The organism is Streptomyces sp. NPDC059718 (assembly GCF_042733315.1).
Taxonomy (GTDB): Bacteria; Actinomycetota; Actinomycetes; order Streptomycetales; family Streptomycetaceae; genus Actinacidiphila.
On record NZ_JBHWGA010000010.1, the window covers coordinates 56,934 to 76,474 of the forward strand.

Sequence of the window (19,541 nt, forward strand, 5' to 3'; positions counted from 1 at the left end):
GTGACGGGGGGATGTGCCATGGGGACGGTCTTCGCCGCGCCCGCGGCCGCCGGGGACGGCGGCCCGTGGCCCCAGGGGTTCTGGGAGCAGTCCGGGGGCACCGCCGTGTGGGTGCTCGGCATCTTCGCGGTCGCCGTGTTCATCGGCCTGGTACGGCTGGGGTCGGGGCTGCTGCGCCGCCACCGCGGCAACCGGCTGCTGCCCGTGGTGGTGTGCGAGGACCGCGGTCTGCTCGACGGCCACGGCAACGGCCACCGCGGCAACGGCGGCGGGCCGGGAGGCCCCGACCACGGCCACGAGTCCGCGGCCACCGCCGAACTGGCCGCGTACATCACGGAGCACATGGCCGCCGACGCGCTCGGCCCGAACGTCCTGACCCCCGGCAGCGGCACGACCATCGGGCCCGATCCGGCGCCGGAGACCGCCTCCTCCCCGCACGGCTGGGTGGACGTGATGAAGCGGCTCGCGTTCTTCCGTCCCCGGGCGTACCACGTGATGCTGCACCGCCTGTCGACGGGCGACCAGCCGACCCGCTTCTCGGTGCGGATCCTGTACATGCCGAAGAACACGGTGGTGGCCGCGACCATCGTGACTCCTCCACCCCGTGGACGGGGTGGCTTCTCGCTATGCCGGCTGGGCTTCGCGACGGACCAGCCCGGCCCGTAGAACGTTCAGGGCGCCCACCGTGTCCGCGTGCGCGGTGTGGCCGCACGGGACGCAGTGGAACTTTTCCTGTGTGGGCCGGTTCTCTTTGGCGGTGTGCCCGCATTGCGGGCACCGCCGTGAGGTGTTGCGGGGGTCCACGGCGATCACTTCCCGTCCGGCGCTTTCAGCCTTGGCGTGCAGGATCGTCAGGAACACCCCCCATCCGGCATCGTTGATCGAGCGGTTCAGCCCAGCTTTCGCACGGGCCCCGTTGGGCAGGAAGCTGCCCGGCTGGTCGGGGTCCGGCTTCGGGGCCGGGGTCTTGCTCATGTTGCGGATCTTGAGGTCTTCGTGCGCGATGAAGTCGTGTTCGCGGACCAGCGTGAGGGCGGTCTTGTGTGCGTGGTCCAGCCGCTGGCGGCGGACCTTGCCGTGCAGCTTGGCGACCTTCTCCACCGCGCGGCGGTGGTTGGCCGTGAGCTTGTCCCGGCGTACACGCGGGAACTTCGCCAGGGCCTGCTGCGCGGCTTGGAGCTTCGCCGCGTTGGCACGGCCGTGGCGCGGGTTGGGGACGAATCCGCCGCCCGAGTCGGCGAGGAAGTTGGCTATGCCCAGGTCGATGCCGACCGCACTGCCCGTCGCGGGCAGCGGCTCGGGCTGGTCCTGTTCGGCGGTCAGCACGACGAACCACTTGCGGCCCTCGCGCTTGACGCTGACCGTCTTGACCTTGCCGACCACCGGCCGGTGCTGATGCACCTTGACGTGCCCGACACCTTGGAAGCGGACGCGGGTGACCGGGTCGTGCGGCGTACTGTCCCAGCGGCAGCCGTCCCCGTCCTTGGGGAAGTCGACCGTATCGAACCAGTTCACCCCTCGAAAGCGGGGATATCCGGGCGCCTGGCCGGCCTTGATGCGGCGGAAGAACGCGGTGAACGCCTTGTCCAGCCGGCGCAGGGTGGCCTGCTGCGAGGAGAACGACCAACGGCCCTGACACTCCGCGTCGAATGCCCGGATGTCCTTGAGCTGCGCGGACTGCATTCCGTACGTGACGCTCGTCTTCGACACGTGCCGGTAGGCGTCGCGGCGTTCTTGTAACGCGCCGTTGTAGAGCGAGCAGTGATCCCGCAGCATCTCGGACAAGGCCTGGTCCTGACGGACGGTGGGCCGCATAAGGAACTTGTACGCACGGATCATCAGCCCACCCCCTTCGGCGCGAGTCGACCTCGACTCTAACATTGGCTTATGTCACCACGCTGGGAACCAGACCCCGATGTACGGCGCGGCCGTCACGTCGTCTACCACCTGCACGCGCACTTGGTGTTCGTCACCAAATACCGGCGGACCGTCTTCAACGACGCCATGCTGACGCGCTGCGAAGAAATCATGCGAAAAGTGTGCCAGGACTTCGAGGCCGACCTGATCGAGTTCAACGGCGAAGAGGATCACGTGCACCTGTTGGTGCACTACCCGCCGAAGGTCGCACTTTCCCACCTGGTCAACTCCCTCAAAGGCGTCTCCTCGCGCCGCCTACGGCAGGAGTACACCGGCCATGCCAACCAGGCGATCATGCACGGCCGCTTCTGGTCCGGCTCCTATTTCGCCGGCTCATGCGGTGGAGCGCCCCTCCAGGTGGTCAAGGACTACATCGACAACCAGAAACGGCCCGACTGAGCGCGGACCACTGGCGGAGCGCTCCGAAACTGCGCAGCGCTCCGCGCCGCAGGGCTCAGGATCGGATTCCCTCCCCGCTTGAAGGCGGGGATTCCCTCCGAAGAAGAAGGATGGAGGGCCGCGCGCCGGAGGCCGGCGCCCCGGACGGCGCCAGGCGCGACGCCGACCGGGAGCTGTACGAACGCGTCGCCTGCTACTGCACCGTCAAGATCCTCGCCGACCCGCGCTCGCAGGACCGCATCCCCCGCTGGGAGAGCTGGGGCGACGACCCCGACGCGTACCGCTGCTACCGCATGGGCACCAAGGCGCAGGAAGACGCGCTGGCCGCGAACAAGCACCGGGACGTGACCGGGGAACGGGCCGGGCACGAGCGGGCCCTGAAGCACTTCGAGGAGGCCGCGGCGCTGGTGCCGGGGAACCTCACCGTCCGGCTGCACCAGGCGGGCGTCCTGGAGCTGATGAGCCAGTTCCCCGGCGTCGCCGAGCCCGGTGACTACATCCGGCAGGCCGTCGAGGTCTACAAGTACTGCGTCCAGTTGTGGCCCGAGCACATGGAGACGGCCTACCGGCTCTCCATCGCCCGCGCCGAGGAGAGCCGCCACCCGGCGCACAGGGACGAGCGGGCGAGACGCCGCGAACCCCGTTCGCGGGAGCACCTGCGACTGCTGCTCAGGCGGCTGTCGCGGCGTGCCATCCTGCGCCGGTACGCCCGCACCTGGCTCCCCGGCCGCCGCAACCTCGGCGAACGCCGCTACTGGCGGCAGTGGTGGGCCATGGAACGGCCCCGTCCCGCCCTGCGCACCCGCCGCCGCTCCTTCCGCGGGGCGGTGCGGATCGCCAGCGCCGCCGAGGTGCTGCGCGAGAACGTCTCCCCCGGTCCGCGGGAGTTGCGGACGGCGTTCCGCGACGTGGCGAGCGAGGTCACCGGGGGCTGGGCGCGGTGGGGCCGGCTGTGGGGCGGGCCCGACTGGGGGCTGCGCCGCCTGCTCTACGCCGACCACCACACGGGCGCGGACCACACGGGCGGGGAGGCCCACAGCCGGGCGGGCATCGCCGGTTCCGCGCCCCGGCACCGCGGTTCGAACCGGGCCGCCGCCGGATACCTCGTCAACTACAACGCCGCCTGCTTCCTCAGCCTGGCGCTGGCCGCGCAGCCCCCCGTCGGCTCCGCCGCCTGGACGGACGACGAGTGGCGCGAGGACTGCGCGCGGGCGGCCGTCGTCCAGCTCAACACCAGTCTCCGGGTCACCCGCAGCCAGTTCTCGGCGGCCTGGGCCGAACGCGACACGGACCTGCGCCCGCTGTTCACCGGCCGTCTGGGCGGCGGCCCGGTGGCGGGCTGGAGCGAGATCGGACGCAACTGGGCCCGGTTCACGGGCATCGACGTCACGGAGGAACCGACCACCGCCGGCCCGTGAGCCACCGCCCGCCCGTGAGGCACCGGGTGACGCGCGGGCGGCGGGGCGGCGTACTCCACCGCCGCCCGCGGCGTCGTTAAGGTCGCCGCATGTTAGCTGTGTTGGTCAACGGACTGCCCGGAGCGGGGAAGACGACCCTCGCCCGGATGCTCGCCCGCGAACTGGAGCTCCCGCTGTTCAGCAAGGACTCCGTGAAGGAGACCCTGGCCGACGCGCTGGCCGCGCTGCGCCCGGCAGGCGGCGGCGGGCGGGAGTGGAGCCGCTGCCTCGGGGCCGCGGCGGGCGAGACGTTGTGGACGCTGCTGGCCGACGCACCGGTCGGGGCGGTGCTGGAGAGCCCGTGGCTGGCGCACATGCGTCCCGTGGTGGCCGCGGGCCTGACGCGGGCGGGCGCCTCCGAGGTGCACGAGGTGTGGTGTGCCGTGCCGCCCGACACCGCGCGCCGCAGGTTCCGGGAGCGGGCGCCCGCGCGGCACCCGGTGCACACCGAGGGCGCGCGCTTCCCCGAGGAGGAGTGGCGGTTCTGGACCGAGATGGCCGAGCCGCTGGGCCTGGGCAGCGTGCACCGGGTGGACACCTCGCGCCCGGTGGACGTCGCGGCGCTCGCCCGCCGGATCGCGGGCGGCCCGTCCCCGGCGCCGTGAGGTCCGGCGGGGGTGTGCGTGAAGCGCTTGTCCGGCTCCCGCCCGGCGCCTAGCGTGTGTTCCCGTCGGCGGCGGCACGGGAGGGGGACCCGGGGGTGGAGCGGACGTCGGGTGACCTCCGCGCGGCCGCCCGCGCCGGGCCGCGCGGGCCCGGGAACGCCCGCACGAGGACCGCGGGCGACAGGTCGCCGTCCCCACCGCACACCGTTCCGCGGCCTGCGTCCGGGGAGCGCCGCGCCGACCGCGCCCGCGCGCACCGGCGGCACACCGCAGCGAACGGCAGACCGGCATCGAGGGCCGACCGAGGAGTCGTATGACCATGCCCGCGCACCCGTCCGGCTCCCCGGCCGCGCGGCCGGAACTCCCCTACTACGAGGACTTCTCCCCCGGCCACGGCGCCCTGCCGCCCCGGGCCTGGGTGCCCACCTCCGACGCGGCCCGGCTGAGCCTGAGCGGCATGTGGTGGTTCCGGCTGTCTCCGACCGCCGGGGCCGAGGACACCTCCTTCGCCCGGCCGGACTTCGACGCCTCGCGCTGGGACATCCTCGCCGTCCCCGGCCACTGGGTGCTGGGCGGCCACGGCGCGCCCGCCTACACCAACGTCCGCTACCCCTTCCCCGTCGACCCGCCCCGGGTCCCCACCGAGAACCCGACCGGCGACCACCGGCACACCTTCGCGCTGCCGGACGACTGGCCCGCCGGCGGCGAGACCGTGCTGCGCTTCGAGGGCATCGAGTCCTGTGCCCGGATCTGGCTCAACGGCCGTGAGGTGGGGGTCTTCAAGGGGAGCAGGCTGCCCGCCGAGTACCCCGTCGGGCACCTGCTGCGGCCGAAGGGGAACGTGCTCGCGGTCCGCGTCCACCAGTGGTCCTCGGCCAGTTACCTGGAGGACCAGGACATGTGGTGGCTGCCCGGCGTCTTCCGGGACGTCACGCTGCTGCACCGGCCCGCCGGCTGCGTCGCCGACTTCTTCGTGCACGCCGGCTGGGACCACACCACCGGCGAGGGCACCCTGCGCGTGGACGCCCCGTCCGGCGGCCGGGTCACCGTGCCGGAGCTGGGTGTCGACGTCGCGGCGGGCGAGCCGGTCAGCGTGCCCGCCGAGCCGTGGAGCGCCGAGGTACCGCGGCTGTACGAGGCCGTGCTCACCGGCGCGGGCGAGCGCGTCCCGTTCCGCGTCGGCTTCCGTACGGTCGCGGTCGAGGACGGGGTGCTGAAGGTCAACGGCCGCCGGATCCTGTTCCGCGGGGTCAACCGCCACGAGTTCCACCCCGAGCACGGCCGCGCGCTGGAGATCGCCACCATGCGCGAGGACCTGCTGCTGATGAAGCGTCACAACATCAACGCCGTGCGCACCAGCCACTACCCGCCGCACCCCGCCTTCCTCGACCTGTGCGACGAACTGGGCCTGTGGGTCGTCGACGAGTGCGACCTGGAGACCCACGGCTTCGCCGGGACCGGCTGGGAGGGCAACCCCGTCGACGACGACCGCTGGACCCCGGCGCTGCTGGACCGTGCCGCCCGCATGGTCGAGCGCGACAAGAACCATCCCAGTGTGCTCGTCTGGTCGCTGGGCAACGAGTGCGGCACCGGCCGCGGCCTGACCGCCATGGCGCGGTGGATCCGCGACCGGGACCCGGACCGGCCCGTCCACTACGAGGGCGATCCGACCTGCGCCGACACGGACCTGTACTCCCGGATGTACGCCGGGCACGCCGAGGTCGAGCGGATCGGCAGGCGCGAGGAGGCGCCACTGGACGATCCCGCGCTCGACGCCAGACGGCGCGCGATGCCCTTCCTGCTGTGCGAGTACGCGCACGCCATGGGCAACGGACCGGGCGGACTGGGCGAGTACCAGCGGCTGTTCGAGACCCACGAGCGGCTGCAGGGCGGTTTCGTCTGGGAGTGGATCGACCACGGCATCGCACGCCGCACCCCCGACGGGAGGCGCTGGTTCGCCTACGGCGGCGACTTCGGCGAGGAGCTGCACGACGGCAACTTCGTCTGCGACGGGCTGCTCTTCCCGGACCGGACGCCCTCGCCCGGTCTGGTCGAGTACAAGAAGGTGATCGAGCCGGTGCGGATCGAGGGCGACCCGCTCGGGGGCACGGTCCGCATCACCAACCGCCATGACGTCGCGGATCTTTCGCACCTGCGCTTCACCTGGTCGTACGAGGCCGACGGCTTGGCCGTCGCCGAGGGGGACCTGGAGGTGCCGCCGCTGGCCGCGGGCGGCACGACGGAGCTGAAGCTGCCGGAGCCCGCGGCGGCGGAAGCGTCCGGGGAGGCGTTCTGGCTGGTGCGGGCGGTCCTGGCACGGGACACCCCGTGGGCGCCGACCGGTCACGAGGTGGCGTGGGGCCAGTGGCCCGCCGCGGAACGCCCGGGCGGCCGCCGGACGGCCCCCGAGCCCGAACGCCCGCACCGCCCCCGGCACGCCGAGGGCGGTGTGGTGCTGCTGGGCCCGGGCACCTTCGACGCGGCCACCGGCGAACTGCGGCTGCTCGACGGCTTCGCCCTCGCCGGCCCCCGGCTGGACGTGTGGCGGGCCCCGACGGACAACGACCTCGGCGCCCCCTGGCAGTCCGACCCGCGCTTCGGCCTGCTGTGGCGGGAGGCCGGACTGCACCGGATGCGGCACCGCGTGGACGGCGTCGAGGCCGCGGACGACGCGCTCACCGTCACCACGCGGGTCGCCCCCGCCGCCGCCTCCTTCGGGCTGCGCACGCTCTACCGGTGGACCGCCGACGGCGACCGGCTGCACCTGGCGGTGGACGTCACCCCCGAGGGGCGGTGGACGCTGCCGCTGCCCCGGCTCGGCGTCCGCCTCGGGCTGTGCGGCACGCTGACCCGGGCCGAGTGGTACGGCGGCGGCCCCGGCGAGGCCTATCCCGACACACGGGCCGCGTCCCGGATCGGGCTCCACACGGCGACGGTCGACGCGCTGCAGACCCCGTACGTCCGCCCGCAGGAGAACGGGGCGCGCGCCGACGTGCGCCGGGTGCGGCTGCGCCGGGAGGACGGGACGGGGGTGGCGATCGAGGGCGGCCCGCCCTTCTGGTTCACCGCCCGGCGCTGGACCGGCGAGGAACTGGACGCCGCCGCGCACACCTGCGACCTGGTGCCCGGGAACACCTTGTGGGTCAACCTCGACCACGCCCTGCACGGCATCGGCAGCCAGTCCTGCGGGCCCGGCGTGCTGCCCCGCTACCGGCTGGAGGCCGCCGAGGCCTCGTTCGGCTTCACCTTCACCACCCTCGCGGACGGCCGGTGACCGCCGTCCTGCGGGAGACCACGCCCGCGGCGCGGCTCTTCAGCCGGCCCGCGGTGGTGGCGTCCTGCGCCGGGTTCGTGCTCATCGGCGCCCTCCAGGCGCTGTACGGTCCCGCGCTGCCCGCCTTGCGGCAGGAGCACGGGCTGTCCCCGTCAATGGCCGGGCTGGGGCTGAGCGCGCACTTCGTCGGCGGTGTCGTGGGGGTGCTCGTCTTCGACGCGGTCCGCGGCCGGATCGGCGACCGCGGGCTGCTGACGGTGGCGTACGCGCTGATGGCGGCGGGCAGCGGGGCCTTCGCGATCGCGCCGGACTGGCCGTTCGCGCTGGGCGCGGCGCTGCTGACGGGGCTCGGCTTCGGCGGCATCGACTACGGCCTCAACCAGCTGTTCGCGGTGGGTTTCGGGGACCGCGGCGCGGCGATGCTCAACGTCCTCAACGCCCACTTCGGGATCGGCGCGGTCGCCGGGCCCGCCCTGCTCGCCGCGCTGGGCCCGGACCGCTACGCGTCGGTGTTCGCCGGATGCGCCGTCCTCGCGGGCGCCCTCGCGCTGTGCACGCGCGGGGTGCGGACACAGCCTCCCGGGCCCGCGCCCGCCGCCCGGCCTGGGGCGCGGGGGCGGCTGGTCACGCCGGTGCTGCTGGGCTTCGTTGTGCTGTACGTCCTCCATGTGGGGGTGGAGGCGGGGGTCGGCGGCTGGGAGCCGACCCATCTGCAGTCGCTCGGCCACCCGGTGGCGTACGCCGCGTCCGCGACGGCGGTGTACTGGCTGATGATGACCGCGGGCCGGTTCCTCGTCGTCCCGCTGGCCCTGCGCTACCCGGCGCCGCGGATCCTGCTGGTGTGCTGCGCCGGGATGACGGGCTGTCTGGCGCTGGCGGCCGTGCCCACGCTCGCGCCGTACGCCTACGCGGGCGTCGGCCTGTTCATCGCCCCGGTCTTCCCGACGGGGCTGCCGTGGCTGACCCGGGCCGTGCCCGGTGCGCGGCGCGCGGGGGCGTGGGTCATCGCCGCGTCGATGATCGGCGGTGTGGCCGCCCCGCCGGCGCTCGGCAAGGGCATCGAGGCCTCCGGCATCGGCGCCGTCCCCCTGCTGCTGCTCCTGCTGTCGGCGGCGAGCCTGGCGGCGACGGCCTGGCTCACGCGGGCCGCGGGCGACGGCTGACGGCCCGTGCGGGAGGGGGCGGATGCGGCATGCGCACCGCCCCCTGGTCGCTCACGACCGGCTCACGACCTGCTCACGCCGGGGCGCTGTCCGGCTGCGGGGCGGCCGGCCGCGCGTCGTCGGTGAGCGCGGGCCAGGTGCGGGCGGCGGCCCCGTGCGCGATCGCCCGCCACCAGGGGTCGAGCGGCACCCCGGCCGCGGGCTCGAAGGGCTCGCCGGGGCGCGGCACGGCGACCCGGGCCCCCACGGCGCGCGCCGCGGCGACGGTGCCCTCGGCGGGCTCCTCCCAGGGGTGCGGGGCCAGGTTGAACGTGCCCCAGTGGATGGGGAGCATGAGCTCGCCGCGCAGGTCCTGGTGGGCGCGGACGCCCTCCTCGGGGGTCATGTGGATGTCAGGCCAGAAGTCGCTGTACGCGCCGATCTGCACCATGGTGGCGTCGAACGGTCCGTAGGCCTCGCCGATCTCCGTGAAACCGGGGAAGTATCCCGTGTCGCCGCTGTGGTAGACGCGGTGCTCGGGCCCGGCGACGACCCAGGACGCCCACAGGGTGTGCTGGGTGTTGCGGATCGCCCGGCCGCAGAAGTGCCGAGCCGGGGTCGCCGTGAGGGTGAGCCCGGCGACCTGCGTCGACTCGTGCCAGTCCAGCTCGGTCATGCGGTCTGCGGGGACGCCCCAGCGCTCCAGGTGGGCGCCGACGCCCAGCGGCACGACGAAGCGGGTGCCGGTCCCGGCGAGCGCCTTGATCGTGGGCATGTCGAGGTGGTCGTAGTGGTCGTGGGAGATGACGATCGCGTCGGCCTCGCCCAGCTCCTTCAGCGGTACCGGCGGCTCGTGGAGGCGCTTGGGGCCGATGAAGGAGAAGGGGGAGCACCTCCGGCCCCAGACGGGGTCGAACAGGACACGGCGCCCGTCGATCTCGGCGAGCACGGTGGAGTGGCCCATCCAGGTGAGCCGCAGGCCCGAGGCGGGCGGTGCGGCCAGGTCGGCGAGGGTCGTGGCGTGCAGCGGGATGTCGCCGGCGGGGGCCCTGCGGACCCGCTCCTCCTTGCGGAAGTACGTCCGGGCGAACCGCAGCATCGATCCGGAGGGCGCCGTACGTGCGCCCAGGGGGTTGGTGAACACCCCGTCGGCGAAGTTCGGCGACCGCCGGATGCGCTCCATCCTCTCCCCGTAGGGGTTGTCTCCGAAGGCGGGGATGAGGCTGGAGAGCAGGGAACGCTTCGGACTGGAGCCGGACACGGCACCTCCCGTTGGTCGGCGGTCACGAACGTGCCGTGAGCCGTCCGGGCCCCGGCAGAACCAGTATGTACAGCGACAACTCCTACACCGGTCATTCCGGTTCCGCGCCCCTTTGTGGAATCGGCCGCCGGCGGCCCACCGGCTCCCGCCCACGACCGGCGGGACGGCCGTGACCAGGCGGTTCCCCGGTGCGGAAGATCGTCCCCCGCAGTGTCGCCCAGTGTCTCGCAGTCTCGATGCTGCCACCGTCGCGGGCCGGACGCCGCCCGCCCCACCGGGAGCGGGCGGCGGGACCACGCCGGAGCGACCGCTACGCGCCGCGGGGCTGGCCGTACGCGCGCTCGACGTGGAGCTTCAGCACGAGGCGCTTGTCCTCGACCATGGCGCGGCGGTAGTCGTCCCAGTCCGGGTGCTCGCCCTGCAGGGCCCGGTAGAGGTCGACGAGCTCCTCGACGGTCGCGTCGTCCCGGTCCGCCGCGACGGGGGTGAGTTCCGCGGTGCCCTCCGCGACCGTCCAGGCCCAGCGGTCGGCCGTGGTGACGTGGTAGCTCGCGCGGGGGTCACGGCGCAGGTTGCGGGTCTTGGCGCGGTCGTCGGTGAGGGAGACCCGCAGCACCCCCGCGTCCGGGTCGTAGTGGTGGATGACGTTGGACATCTGGGGGCGGCCGTCGCGCTTGATGGTGACGAGCACGCCCCCCTTGGTGTCGGCGAGCAGGCGGAGGAGGTCTTTGTCGCTCATGGCAGCCTCAACGAGCGTCCGGGGGCGAGGATTCCACGACCGCGTCGGCCGTGGTCAGCCGCGCCCGGTGCGTGGCTCCGTCGGCCCAGGTGACGGTCACCTCGTGGACCCCCGACGGCGACACACCGACCTCCGCCCCGGCGAGGGCGGACAGCGGCTCCGCGTCGGCGGCGCCGGTGAGCCGGGCCGCGCAGAGGAAGAGGTCGCCGCGGCTGCCGCCGCCTTCGGTGGTCTCGCCGGTGAGGACGGGGGTGACCGCGTGTCCGGTGCAGGCGGTGGGGGCGGGCGGCAGGCCCGGTGCGGCGCGGAGGCCGTGCAGCGGCAGCAGTTCCGAGGTCAGGCCCTCGCCCGCGGGCCAGCCGGTCTGCCGTACCGGCGAGCCGGGCGGCGCCCCGCTGACCAGGTGGGCGCGGATCTCGGCGGCGCCCCTGGCCATCACGAGGCTCACCACGCGGACCCGGTCACCCGCGCGGGAGCGTGAGGCGGCCCATCCCTCGCCGGCGCCCAGCGGGGTGAGCCTGGTGCGCGCGCTGACACCGCCGTCGGCGTCCGGGAGGCCGAAGTGGTTGTCGGGGGGCGTGTCCCCGGTCAGCGGAGCGGTGGCGGTGGAGTAGGCGAACCGCGCGTAGTGGGCCGCGTAACGGGTGTCCTCGCTGCCGTGGTTGTGCAGGCGTACGAGGCCGTCGGCGGCCGTCGACTGGATCAGCCAGTTGGGCGCGGGCAGCGCGGTCAGGGCGTCGCCGCGTTCGACGGGGGCGGGCTCCTCGGGCGCCGTCCACACCGCGTGTCCGGGCGGCAGCAGCAGGCCGAGGAAGCCCTTGCTCGCCCAGTACGGGGAGCCGGGCCCGGAGTAGTCCTGCAGGACACCCGCGAAGGGGCCGTGCCAGCCCAGCGACAGCAGCCCGTCGGGGCCCGCCGCGCCGCGGTCCAGGAAGTGGCGCAGGGCGCCGGAGGCCAGGCGCCGCGTGGTGCCGGGGGCGAGCGGGGTGTGTCCGGTGAGGGCGCCGAGCCACAGCGGCGCGGCCGCGGCGACGCGGTAGGTCAGCGAGCGGCCCTGGTGGAGGGGCGAGCCGTCGGCGCCGAACAGGCGGGACTGGTCGGCGAGATGGATCCGCAGCCGCTCGCCGTAGCGGTCCAGCAGGTCGGCGTCGCCGGAGAACCAGGCTTCCAGCACGGGGTAGAGGTGCAGCGCCCACCCGTTGTAGTGGTCGAAAGCGCGAAGGTGCCCGTCGGTGTACCAGCCGTCGCCGACGTACCAGCGGTCGATCCGCCGCAGTCCGCGCGCCACGGCGTCCCGGTCGCCGAGGAAACCGCCGACGGTGGCCGGGAACATCTCCCAGTTGTTGGGCCACGCCTGCGCGACGGCCGCCCGGGAGAGCCAGGCGCCGGCGCGTTCGCGCACGGGCCCGTCGAGCCGGTCCCACAGCCAGCGGCGGGTCAGCCGGAGCCCGATGGCGATGGACGCGGCCTCGACCAGCGGCTGCGTGCGGTCGGCCACGACGGGCCAGTCCTCCGGCCCGTCCCCGCCGGGCCGCGCGGTGCCGGCGGCCAGGCCGTCGGCGTAGCGCTGCAACAGTCCTGACGGATCGTCACCATCCGCGCCCGCCACGCGGATCGCGGCGAGCAGGAATGTGCGCGCGTACCCCTCCAGGCCGTCCGATCGGGCGCCCGAGGCGCTGTTCCGGTCGCCGGGAAGGTGGTACAGCGCCCCGCCGGGCGTGGCGTGCGGGGCGACGGCGGCGAGCAGTCCGTCGGCGACCGCCTCCCAGTGGGCGCGGGTCCACCCCGTGTACGGGCTCAGCTCCCGGTCCTCGGGCGGCAGTTGGAAGGGGTGCGTCGGCGCTTTCCGGGTCACGGTTCGCATACGGCCTTTCCGGGGTCGGGGAACGGCTTCGGCGGCGCACCGACCGCCCATGGCGACCGGCAGGCGGGGACTCTACCGCCGTGCCGCAAGCGCTTTCCAGAGCGTGTCGGCCTCGCCCGGGGCCGTCAGGCCCCCTCCGGATCGGTGGAGAGCGTGCCCGGACGGATCACGGCACGCCCCACGCCGAGGGCGCGCAACAGGACGTCCAGTGCCTGCTCGTGGTCGTCCACGGAATGGTGGACCCAGGCGTAGGTGCCGTGCGGGCCCCCGTCGAACTCGTGCAGCGCGTACTCCGTCCTGCCGATGCGGAAGACCGCGACGCCCACGTCGCCGAGGTCCTGCCAGCTGCGTTCGACGGACAGCCTCAGCCGCGCGGCGAACGCCTCCAGAGGCGGATCCAGCCTCGCGAGACATCGGAAGTCACAGGCGACCCGGTCCCACAGCCCGATCTGCAGGGCGGGGTTGCGCTTCCCGCCCTGGTACTGCGGCGCGGGCTCCCAGTCGGCCTCGGGGCCGGGCACCCCCATGCGACGCTCCTCTCCCACCGGCGGCACACCGCGATCCTCTCAGCTCCCGGCCGTCGCCGACGTCCCGCGTCCCAGGTACGTCAGGGGACCGGGGTCCGGGACGGGGAGCTCGCGGAAGCCCATCCGGTCGTAGAAGGCGCGGGCCGCGGTGTTGGCGGTCACCATGCCGAGGTGGACGGCGCCGACGCCCCGGGCGGACAGCGCGGCCAGGAGACGGCCCATCAGTTCCCGCCCGTAGCCGAGCCGCTGGTACGCGGGCAGCAGGTCGATGTGCAGGTGCGCGGGGTACCCGGCGAGTTCCGGCACGATCATGCGCTCCGGGCGGTGCAGCAGGTCCGCCATCTCCTCGTCCAGGGTGACCGGCGGCCCGGACGGCTTGGGGTGGCGGTGTTCGAGCCGGGGCAGCCACTCGGCGCGGAAACGCCGCACGAAGGCGGCGGTGTCCGCGGTGCCGACGATGTAGCCGACGGCGCGCGTGCCGTCGTCGACGACGAAGGCGAGTTCGGGCTCGAGGTGGGCGTAGGGCCCGGCGAAGTTGTCGGGCAGCAGATCGTGGTCGGTGTAGAGGTGCCGCGCGTCGCCGCCCTCGTGGCCGGTGCGCACGCAGATGTCGTAGACGGCGGCCCGGTCCTCCGGGCGGTACGGGCGGATCACGGCGCGTGGGGTCATGCGGGCATGATGACGGCCATGGGAGCGCTCCCACAACCCCTGCGACGTACCGCGTTAGGCTGAACCACATGGGGGCCCACAGGCCGAGGGAGGTCGCCATGGCCCCGGCCACCGAGGCGCTGGCCGTGTCGCACGGCCCCTACCGGCTGCACGCCGAGATCACCCCAGGGCCCGGCGCGCCCGCGGTCCTGATGCACGGCTTCCCCGACAGCAGCCGGCTGTACGACCGCCTCCTCCCCCACCTGGAGGGCAGGCTGCCGGTGGTGCGGTTCGACTTCCTCGGGTGGGGACGCTCCGACAAGCCGTCCGGCCACGCCTACACCGTCGCCCAGCAGGTGGACGACCTCGCCGCGGTCGCCGACGCCCTCGCGGCGGGCCGTACCGCCCGGCGCCTGGTGCTGGTGGCGCACGACGCCTCGGGACCGCCCGCGATCGACTGGGCGCTGGAGCACCCCGACCGCGTGGCCCGGCTGGTGCTGCTCAACACCTACTACCACTGGACCCCCGCGCTGCGCCGCCCTCCGGCGATCGCCCTGTACTCCACCCCGTTGCTGCGCTCGGCGGCCCGGGCCGTCGCCAGGCGCCGGCCCGCCCTGGACCGCAGGCTCTACGCCTGGCAGGTGGGTGGCTTCATCAGCGACCCGGAGGTGCGCGAGGCGTACGTCGAGCGGCTCTACTCGCAGTACCCCGCCGCGCGCCCGGCGTTCTGGGGGCTCAACGACGAACTGCTGCACGCGGTGCTGAGCCGCCGGCGGCGCATCCCGGATATGCGCGAGTTCCAGCCGCCGGTCCGGGTGGTCTTCGGCACCCGGGACCGGTGGCTCAACACCCGCGTCGCCCGGCAATTCTCCGTGATCTTCCCTCACAGCGAACTGCGCCTGCTGATGCGCGCCGGGCACTACGTGCAGGTCGACGAGCCCGAACGGGTCGCCGACGCCATCACCGCCCCGTGAGCGCGGCCGCCGGATGACGCGGGCCGGGCCCCGGACCGGTCCGGGGCCCGACCCGCGGGGCGCCGCGGACTACGTGCCGGGGCACTCCTTCCACGCCAGGTGGTAGGTGGTCCTGATGCTTCCGTCCGTGGAGTCCATCGTCATGAAGCTCGTGGTCCGCGACGGGTCCGAACTGCCGGCGCTGACCCGCAGTTCGGTGTTGATGTTGAAGTTGCGCAGTTCGCCGCAGGGCGCCCAGACCAGCGCGGCGACGTCGACGCTGTCCGTGGTCTGCCAGTTGTCGTCCAGCGCGCCGCGGAAGGTGTGGCTGATGGCGTTGGTCTCGGGCGAGCCCTGGAAGTAGTAACTCGCCTTCTCCACGCCGGAGGCGCCGCGCTCCAGGTGCGCGAAGCCGCGGTAGTCGGCGGCGGCGATCGCGTAGGTGAAGCCCTGCGGAACGTGCACGTTCAGGTTGAGCTGGCAGTTCTTGCGGAAGTCGGTCGGCTTGGAGCCGACGCCCACCTGGGCGATGTAGGCGCTGTACGTGACGGTGAAGGCCTCGTTGTCCGGCGAGACGGCCACGGCGGCGGTGCCGGCCGGACAGCCCGAACCGTTGACGGTGGCGACGTCGATGACGATCCGGTCCGGCGGCGGCAGGGTGGCGCCGCCCGGCTCCCAGGCCTGCGGGCCGAGCAGCGAGGCGGCCGCCACACCGCTCATGGCCAACGCACGTAACGTCATGGGGGGATTCCCTTCAGGTCGTTGAGGGGTCGCGACACCGGGTCGTGCACCCCGTTCCGGTGTCGCGTACACGACACCATGCGTCACCGTTCACGTACAGAATCCCCACAGGTTTCCCACAGGAATGGCCGACCGCCGTCGCCCCTGGCGCGGAAGTGACGCATGAGATCCGGACAGTCACCCGGCGTGACGCCGGTGGGTCCTCCCGGCTGAGAGGGGCTGAGACGGATCATGGGCGAATGGCTCGTTCCCATACGCGGACGTCTACGCTGGAGGACATGGACGCACTCTCGGGCCTGCTCGACGGACCCCGTGCGCGGGGTGCCTTCCTGCTGCGCATGGTCATGGAACCGCCGTGGTCGGTGCGGATCGAGGACCGGGCGCCGCTGTGCGTGATGACGGTCGCGCGCGGCGCGGCGTGGGTCGTGCCCGAGGAGGGCGCGCCGGTGCGGCTGCGGCCCGGGGACGTGGCCGTGGCGCGCGGCCCCGTGCCGTACGCGGTCGCCGACCTCCCCTCGACCCCGCCGCACGCCTGGATCCTCCCCGGTGCGGTGTGCCGCACCGCGGACGGCCACGACCTGGCCGACGCGATGGCGCTGGGGGTGCGGACCTGGGGCAACCGGGCCGACGGCTCCGACGTCATGCTGGTCGGCACCTACGCGGTGGACGGCGCGGTCGGCCGGCGGTTGCTGGACGCGCTGCCCCCGCTCCTGGTGCTGCCGGCGCGGGAGTGGGAGAGCCCGCTGCCGCCGCTGCTGGCCGAGGAGATCGTCAAGGACGATCCGGGGCAGGAGGCGGTGCTGGACCGGTTGCTGGACCTGCTGCTGATCTCCGTGCTGCGGGCGTGGTTCGCCCGGCGCGGCGAGGCGGCCCCCGCGTGGTACCGGGCCTTCGCCGACCCCGTGGTGGGCCGGGCGCTGCGGCTGCTGCAGAACAACCCGGCCCACCCGTGGACGGTGGCGGGGCTCGCCGCCGAGGCGGGCGTGTCGCGGGCCGCGCTGGCCCGGCGCTTCGGCGAGCTGGTGGGCGAGCCGCCGATGGCGTACCTGACCGGGTGGCGGCTGGCGCTCGCCGCCGATCTGCTGCTCGAACCGGACGCCACCCTCGGGGCGGTCGCCCGCCGGGTCGGCTACGGCAGCCCCTTCGCGCTGAGCGCCGCCTTCAAGCGGGTGCGGGGGGTGAGCCCCCAGGAGCACCGCGTCGGCGCGGCCCGGGCGGAGTGACACTGGAGAGAGGAGTCATGAACGGTTCGGTCGTTGTGGGACGCGTCTTCGGGGTTCCGCTCCGGATGCACTGGAGCGTCCCCGTCCTCATCGTGCTGCTCGCCTACGGGCTCGGCCGCGAGACGCTGCCCGCCTGGGTCCCGGGCCTGTCGGCGACCGCCTACACGGTCGCGGCGGCGGTGGGCGCGGTCCTGCTGATGGCGAGCCTGCTCGCGCACGAGGTCGCCCACGCGGCGACGGCCCGGCGCGAGCACCTGTCGGTCGAGGACGTCACCTTGTGGGCCATGGGCGGCATGACGCGCATGGGGCGGCCCGGCTCCGCGGGCGCGGCCTTCCTGGTGGCGGTCAGCGGCCCGTTGGCGAGCCTGCTCATCGGCGGCGCCGCGCTCGGCGCGGGCATCGGCGTGGACGCGGCGGTCCACCGCTCGGTGCCGGGGGCGCTGCTGATCTGGCTGGGCTGGGCGAATCTGCTGCTCGGCGTCTTCAATCTGCTGCCCGCCGCGCCGCTGGACGGCGGCCGCGTGCTGCAGGCCCTGCTGTGGTGGCGGACGGGGGACCGCGACCGCGCCGACCGGGTCGCCGGGCGCGGTGGGCAGGTCCTCGGCTTCCTCTTCGTCGTGATCGGGTGGCTCGCCTTCGCCCGCGGCATGGCCGGCGGCCTGTGGCTCGCCCTGGTCGGGCTCTTCATGGCCCTCACCGCGGGCGCCGAGCGCCAGCGCGCGGTCATCAGCGCCGCCCTGCGCGGCGTACGGCTCGCCGACGCCATGTCGGCCCCCGTCGTGACCGGCCCCGACTGGCTGCCGGTGGACCGCTTCATCGACGAGGTCGCCGTGGCCGCCCGCCACTCCACCCTGCCCCTGGTCGACTTCGACGGCCGCCTCAGCGGGGTGGTGCAGCTGCGCCGGCTCACGTCGGTCCCGGCGGACCGCCGCGCCGACGTGCGGGTCCGCGACGTCGCCGTCCCGCTGTCCCGGACCACCACCGGCACGGCGGAGGAACTCGTCAACGACGCGCTCGACCGCCTCCAGCCCGGCGCCGGCGGCGTCCGGGTCGTCGTCGTCGACGGCGGCCGCCCCATCGGCATCGTCACCGGCACCGACGTCACCCGGCTCGTCCAGCACCGCCGCATGACGGGCGGACGGCCCCCCGTCTGATCCGCCCGACGGCTGCGCGCCCGGCGCGGGCGGTCCAGGATGGAGCCATGCTGCTCGCGGAGCTCGCCCGGACGTCCCGGGAGGTGGCGGCCACGTCCGCCCGGTCGGAGAAGGTGGCGGCGCTGGCCCGGCTGCTGCGTACCGCGGAGCCCGACGAGGCGCCCGTGGTGATCACGTACCTGGCGGGGCGGCTGCCCCAACGGCGCACCGGGGTGGGCTGGAGCACCCTGCGGGAGCGGCGGGAGCCCGCACCGGCGCCCCGGCTGACGGTGCATGAGGTCCACGGGACGCTCGACCGGATCGCCGCGGTCACCGGCAAGGGGGCGGCGGCCGAACGCAAGCGGCTGGTGGCGGAGCTCATGGGCGCGGCCACGGAGGAGGAACAGGCGTTCCTGCTCGGGCTGATCGGCGGGGAGCTGCGGCAGGGGGCGCTCGACGCGCTCGCGGTCGAGGCACTCGCCGTGGCGGCGGAGGTGCCCCCGGAGGACGTGCGGCGCGCGGTGATGCTGGGCGGTTCCCTGGGCGCCGTCGCGCGGGCACTGCTCGCCGGGGGACCGGAGGCGCTCGCGGCGTTCCGGCTGGAGGTCGGGCGGCCGGTGCAGCCGATGCTCGCGCAGACCGCGAAGGACGTGGACGAGGCCCTGGACCGGCTGGGCCCGTGCGCGCTGGAGGAGAAGCTGGACGGCATCCGCGTCCAGGTGCACCGCAAGGGCGAGGACGTGCGCGTGTACACCCGCACGCTGGACGAGATCACCGGCCGGCTGCCGGAAGTCGTGGCCGCCGCACGGGAGTTGGCCGTGGCGGAGGCCGTGCTCGACGGCGAGGTCATCTCCTTCGGCGAGGACGGCCGCCCCCGCGCCTTCCAGGAGACCTCCTCCCGGGTGGGCTCGCGGCTGGACGTCGAGGCCGCCCGGGAGTCGCTGCCCGTGGCACCGGTCTTCTTCGACCTGCTGTCGGTCGACGGCCGCGACCTGCTGGACCTGTCCACCGCCGAGCGCCACGAGGAACTGGCACGGGTCGCCCCCGCACCGCGCAGGGTGCGCCGGCTGGTGGCCGCCGACCCGGGCGACCCGGCCACCCGGCAGGCGGCCCGCGACTTCGCGGAGCAGGTGCTGGAGCGCGGCCACGAGGGAATCGTGGCCAAGGCGCTCGACGCCCCGTACAGCGCCGGGCGGCGCGGGGCGGCCTGGCTCAAGGTCAAGCCGGTGCACACCCTCGACCTGGTGGTCCTCGCCGCCGAGTGGGGCCACGGCCGCCGCACCGGAAAGCTGTCCAACCTCCACCTCGGCGCGCGCCGCCCCGACGGCACCTTCGCGATGCTGGGCAAGACCTTCAAGGGCCTGACCGACGCCATGCTCGCCTGGCAGACCGAGCGCCTGCGGGAACTGGCCGTGAGCGACGACGGGTGGGTGGTCCGGGTCCGCCCGGAACTCGTCGTGGAGATCGCCTTCGACGGCCTGCAGCGCTCCACCCGCTACCCCGCGGGCGTCACGCTCCGCTTCGCCCGCGTCCTGCGCTACCGCGAGGACAAGACGGCCGCCGAGGCGGACACCGTCGACACGGTGCTGGCCCTGCGGCCCTGAGCGGGGGCCCGGCGCGGTCGGGGTGACCGCGGCGGGCCGGGATCGCCCGTGCCC

The 19,541-nt window shown here is 74.4% G+C and carries 17 protein-coding genes; 10 read left to right on the plus strand and 7 right to left on the minus strand.

The annotated features are described in order from the left end of the window. The first annotated feature begins 18 nt into the window (after positions 1-18). Positions 19-666 carry a hypothetical protein gene (locus ACFV3E_RS13875; protein WP_500534901.1) on the plus strand — a complete coding sequence of 216 codons (648 nt, stop codon included), beginning with the start codon at positions 19-21 and terminating at the stop codon, positions 664-666. Here ACFV3E_RS13875 and ACFV3E_RS13880 read toward each other — a convergent pair. Next, positions 625-1,839, minus strand: a complete 1,215-nt coding sequence (locus ACFV3E_RS13880; RefSeq protein ID WP_500534902.1) for an RNA-guided endonuclease InsQ/TnpB family protein — start codon at positions 1,837-1,839, stop codon at positions 625-627. The two genes, ACFV3E_RS13875 and ACFV3E_RS13880, sit on opposite strands and share 42 nt — an antisense overlap. A 48-nt stretch (positions 1,840-1,887) precedes the next feature. Here ACFV3E_RS13880 and tnpA point away from each other — a divergent pair, with 48 nt between their 5' ends. The 5 genes from tnpA (at position 1,888) to ACFV3E_RS13905 (ending at position 8,815) form a co-directional block, all read left to right on the plus strand. Then, positions 1,888-2,316, plus strand: coding sequence for an IS200/IS605 family transposase (gene tnpA, locus ACFV3E_RS13885; RefSeq protein ID WP_500534903.1), 429 nt, complete (start codon positions 1,888-1,890; stop codon positions 2,314-2,316). Positions 2,317-2,426: 110 nt separating this feature from the next. Further along, positions 2,427-3,734 (plus strand): hypothetical protein, encoded by a 1,308-nt coding sequence (locus ACFV3E_RS13890; protein WP_500534904.1) that lies wholly within the window; start codon positions 2,427-2,429, stop codon positions 3,732-3,734. A gap of 89 nt (positions 3,735-3,823) precedes the next feature. Next, positions 3,824-4,378 carry a P-loop nucleotide/nucleoside kinase family protein gene (locus tag ACFV3E_RS13895; protein ID WP_499515259.1) on the plus strand — a complete coding sequence of 185 codons (555 nt, stop codon included), beginning with the start codon at positions 3,824-3,826 and terminating at the stop codon, positions 4,376-4,378. Between the two features lie 313 nt (positions 4,379-4,691). Continuing rightward, on the plus strand, positions 4,692-7,652 hold the full coding sequence (locus ACFV3E_RS13900) for a glycoside hydrolase family 2 TIM barrel-domain containing protein (RefSeq protein WP_500534905.1): 2,961 nt from the start codon (positions 4,692-4,694) through the stop codon (positions 7,650-7,652). Continuing rightward, complete coding sequence (locus tag ACFV3E_RS13905; RefSeq protein ID WP_500534906.1) at positions 7,649-8,815, plus strand: MFS transporter; 1,167 nt, start codon at positions 7,649-7,651, stop codon at positions 8,813-8,815. Before ACFV3E_RS13900 ends, ACFV3E_RS13905 begins: the two co-directional genes overlap by 4 nt. Positions 8,816-8,888: 73 nt before the next feature. Here ACFV3E_RS13905 and ACFV3E_RS13910 read toward each other — a convergent pair whose 3' ends face one another. The 5 genes from ACFV3E_RS13910 to ACFV3E_RS13930 form a co-directional block, all read right to left on the minus strand. Continuing rightward, a complete protein-coding gene (locus tag ACFV3E_RS13910) occupies positions 8,889-10,055 on the minus strand; it encodes an MBL fold metallo-hydrolase (RefSeq protein WP_500534907.1) in 1,167 nt (388 codons plus the stop codon). 310 nt (positions 10,056-10,365) lie between these two features. Further along, positions 10,366-10,794, minus strand: coding sequence for a PPOX class F420-dependent oxidoreductase (locus ACFV3E_RS13915; protein ID WP_500534908.1), 429 nt, complete (start codon positions 10,792-10,794; stop codon positions 10,366-10,368). A gap of 7 nt (positions 10,795-10,801) precedes the next feature. Next, positions 10,802-12,658 carry a DUF2264 domain-containing protein gene (locus ACFV3E_RS13920; RefSeq protein WP_500534909.1) on the minus strand — a complete coding sequence of 619 codons (1,857 nt, stop codon included), beginning with the start codon at positions 12,656-12,658 and terminating at the stop codon, positions 10,802-10,804. A 125-nt stretch (positions 12,659-12,783) separates the two neighbouring features. Next, positions 12,784-13,185, minus strand: a complete 402-nt coding sequence (locus tag ACFV3E_RS13925; protein WP_500534910.1) for a hypothetical protein — start codon at positions 13,183-13,185, stop codon at positions 12,784-12,786. Positions 13,186-13,224: 39 nt separating this feature from the next. Continuing rightward, positions 13,225-13,854, minus strand: coding sequence for a GNAT family N-acetyltransferase (locus tag ACFV3E_RS13930; protein ID WP_500534911.1), 630 nt, complete (start codon positions 13,852-13,854; stop codon positions 13,225-13,227). Between the two features lie 68 nt (positions 13,855-13,922). Between ACFV3E_RS13930 and ACFV3E_RS13935 the strand changes: the two genes are divergently transcribed. Further along, complete coding sequence (locus ACFV3E_RS13935; RefSeq protein WP_500534912.1) at positions 13,923-14,807, plus strand: alpha/beta fold hydrolase; 885 nt, start codon at positions 13,923-13,925, stop codon at positions 14,805-14,807. A gap of 69 nt (positions 14,808-14,876) precedes the next feature. On the opposite strand, the gene ACFV3E_RS13940 is transcribed toward ACFV3E_RS13935, so the two are convergent. Beyond that, a complete protein-coding gene (locus ACFV3E_RS13940) occupies positions 14,877-15,527 on the minus strand; it encodes a DUF4360 domain-containing protein (protein ID WP_500364121.1) in 651 nt (216 codons plus the stop codon). A gap of 278 nt (positions 15,528-15,805) precedes the next feature. On the opposite strand from ACFV3E_RS13940, the gene ACFV3E_RS13945 reads away from it, so the two are divergent. From ACFV3E_RS13945 to ACFV3E_RS13955, 3 genes are read left to right on the plus strand one after another with little or no spacing between them, the layout of a single operon-like run. Continuing rightward, positions 15,806-16,750, plus strand: coding sequence for an AraC family transcriptional regulator (locus ACFV3E_RS13945; RefSeq protein ID WP_500534913.1), 945 nt, complete (start codon positions 15,806-15,808; stop codon positions 16,748-16,750). A 17-nt stretch (positions 16,751-16,767) separates the two neighbouring features. Beyond that, positions 16,768-17,904: a site-2 protease family protein gene (locus tag ACFV3E_RS13950; RefSeq protein ID WP_500534914.1), complete on the plus strand. Its 1,137-nt coding sequence runs from the start codon at positions 16,768-16,770 to the stop codon at positions 17,902-17,904. A 47-nt stretch (positions 17,905-17,951) separates the two neighbouring features. Beyond that, positions 17,952-19,487, plus strand: a complete 1,536-nt coding sequence (locus ACFV3E_RS13955; protein ID WP_500534915.1) for an ATP-dependent DNA ligase — start codon at positions 17,952-17,954, stop codon at positions 19,485-19,487. Positions 19,488-19,541 lie beyond the last annotated feature (54 nt).

Bases quoted from the DNA above. Each gene is read 5' to 3' on its own strand.
- ACFV3E_RS13875 (WP_500534901.1), top strand. From the start codon at position 19: ATGGGGACGGTCTTCGCCGCGCCCGCGGCCGCCGGGGACGGCGGCCCG.
- ACFV3E_RS13880 (WP_500534902.1), bottom strand. From the start codon at position 1,839: ATGATCCGTGCGTACAAGTTCCTTATGCGGCCCACCGTCCGTCAGGAC.
- tnpA (WP_500534903.1), top strand. From the start codon at position 1,888: ATGTCACCACGCTGGGAACCAGACCCCGATGTACGGCGCGGCCGTCAC.
- ACFV3E_RS13890 (WP_500534904.1), top strand. From the start codon at position 2,427: ATGGAGGGCCGCGCGCCGGAGGCCGGCGCCCCGGACGGCGCCAGGCGC.
- ACFV3E_RS13895 (WP_499515259.1), top strand. From the start codon at position 3,824: ATGTTAGCTGTGTTGGTCAACGGACTGCCCGGAGCGGGGAAGACGACC.
- ACFV3E_RS13900 (WP_500534905.1), top strand. From the start codon at position 4,692: ATGACCATGCCCGCGCACCCGTCCGGCTCCCCGGCCGCGCGGCCGGAA.
- ACFV3E_RS13915 (WP_500534908.1), bottom strand. From the start codon at position 10,794: ATGAGCGACAAAGACCTCCTCCGCCTGCTCGCCGACACCAAGGGGGGC.
- ACFV3E_RS13920 (WP_500534909.1), bottom strand. From the start codon at position 12,658: ATGCGAACCGTGACCCGGAAAGCGCCGACGCACCCCTTCCAACTGCCG.
- ACFV3E_RS13925 (WP_500534910.1), bottom strand. From the start codon at position 13,185: ATGGGGGTGCCCGGCCCCGAGGCCGACTGGGAGCCCGCGCCGCAGTAC.
- ACFV3E_RS13930 (WP_500534911.1), bottom strand. From the start codon at position 13,854: ATGACCCCACGCGCCGTGATCCGCCCGTACCGCCCGGAGGACCGGGCC.
- ACFV3E_RS13935 (WP_500534912.1), top strand. From the start codon at position 13,923: ATGGGGGCCCACAGGCCGAGGGAGGTCGCCATGGCCCCGGCCACCGAG.
- ACFV3E_RS13940 (WP_500364121.1), bottom strand. From the start codon at position 15,527: ATGACGTTACGTGCGTTGGCCATGAGCGGTGTGGCGGCCGCCTCGCTG.
- ACFV3E_RS13945 (WP_500534913.1), top strand. From the start codon at position 15,806: ATGGACGCACTCTCGGGCCTGCTCGACGGACCCCGTGCGCGGGGTGCC.
- ACFV3E_RS13950 (WP_500534914.1), top strand. From the start codon at position 16,768: ATGAACGGTTCGGTCGTTGTGGGACGCGTCTTCGGGGTTCCGCTCCGG.
- ACFV3E_RS13955 (WP_500534915.1), top strand. From the start codon at position 17,952: ATGCTGCTCGCGGAGCTCGCCCGGACGTCCCGGGAGGTGGCGGCCACG.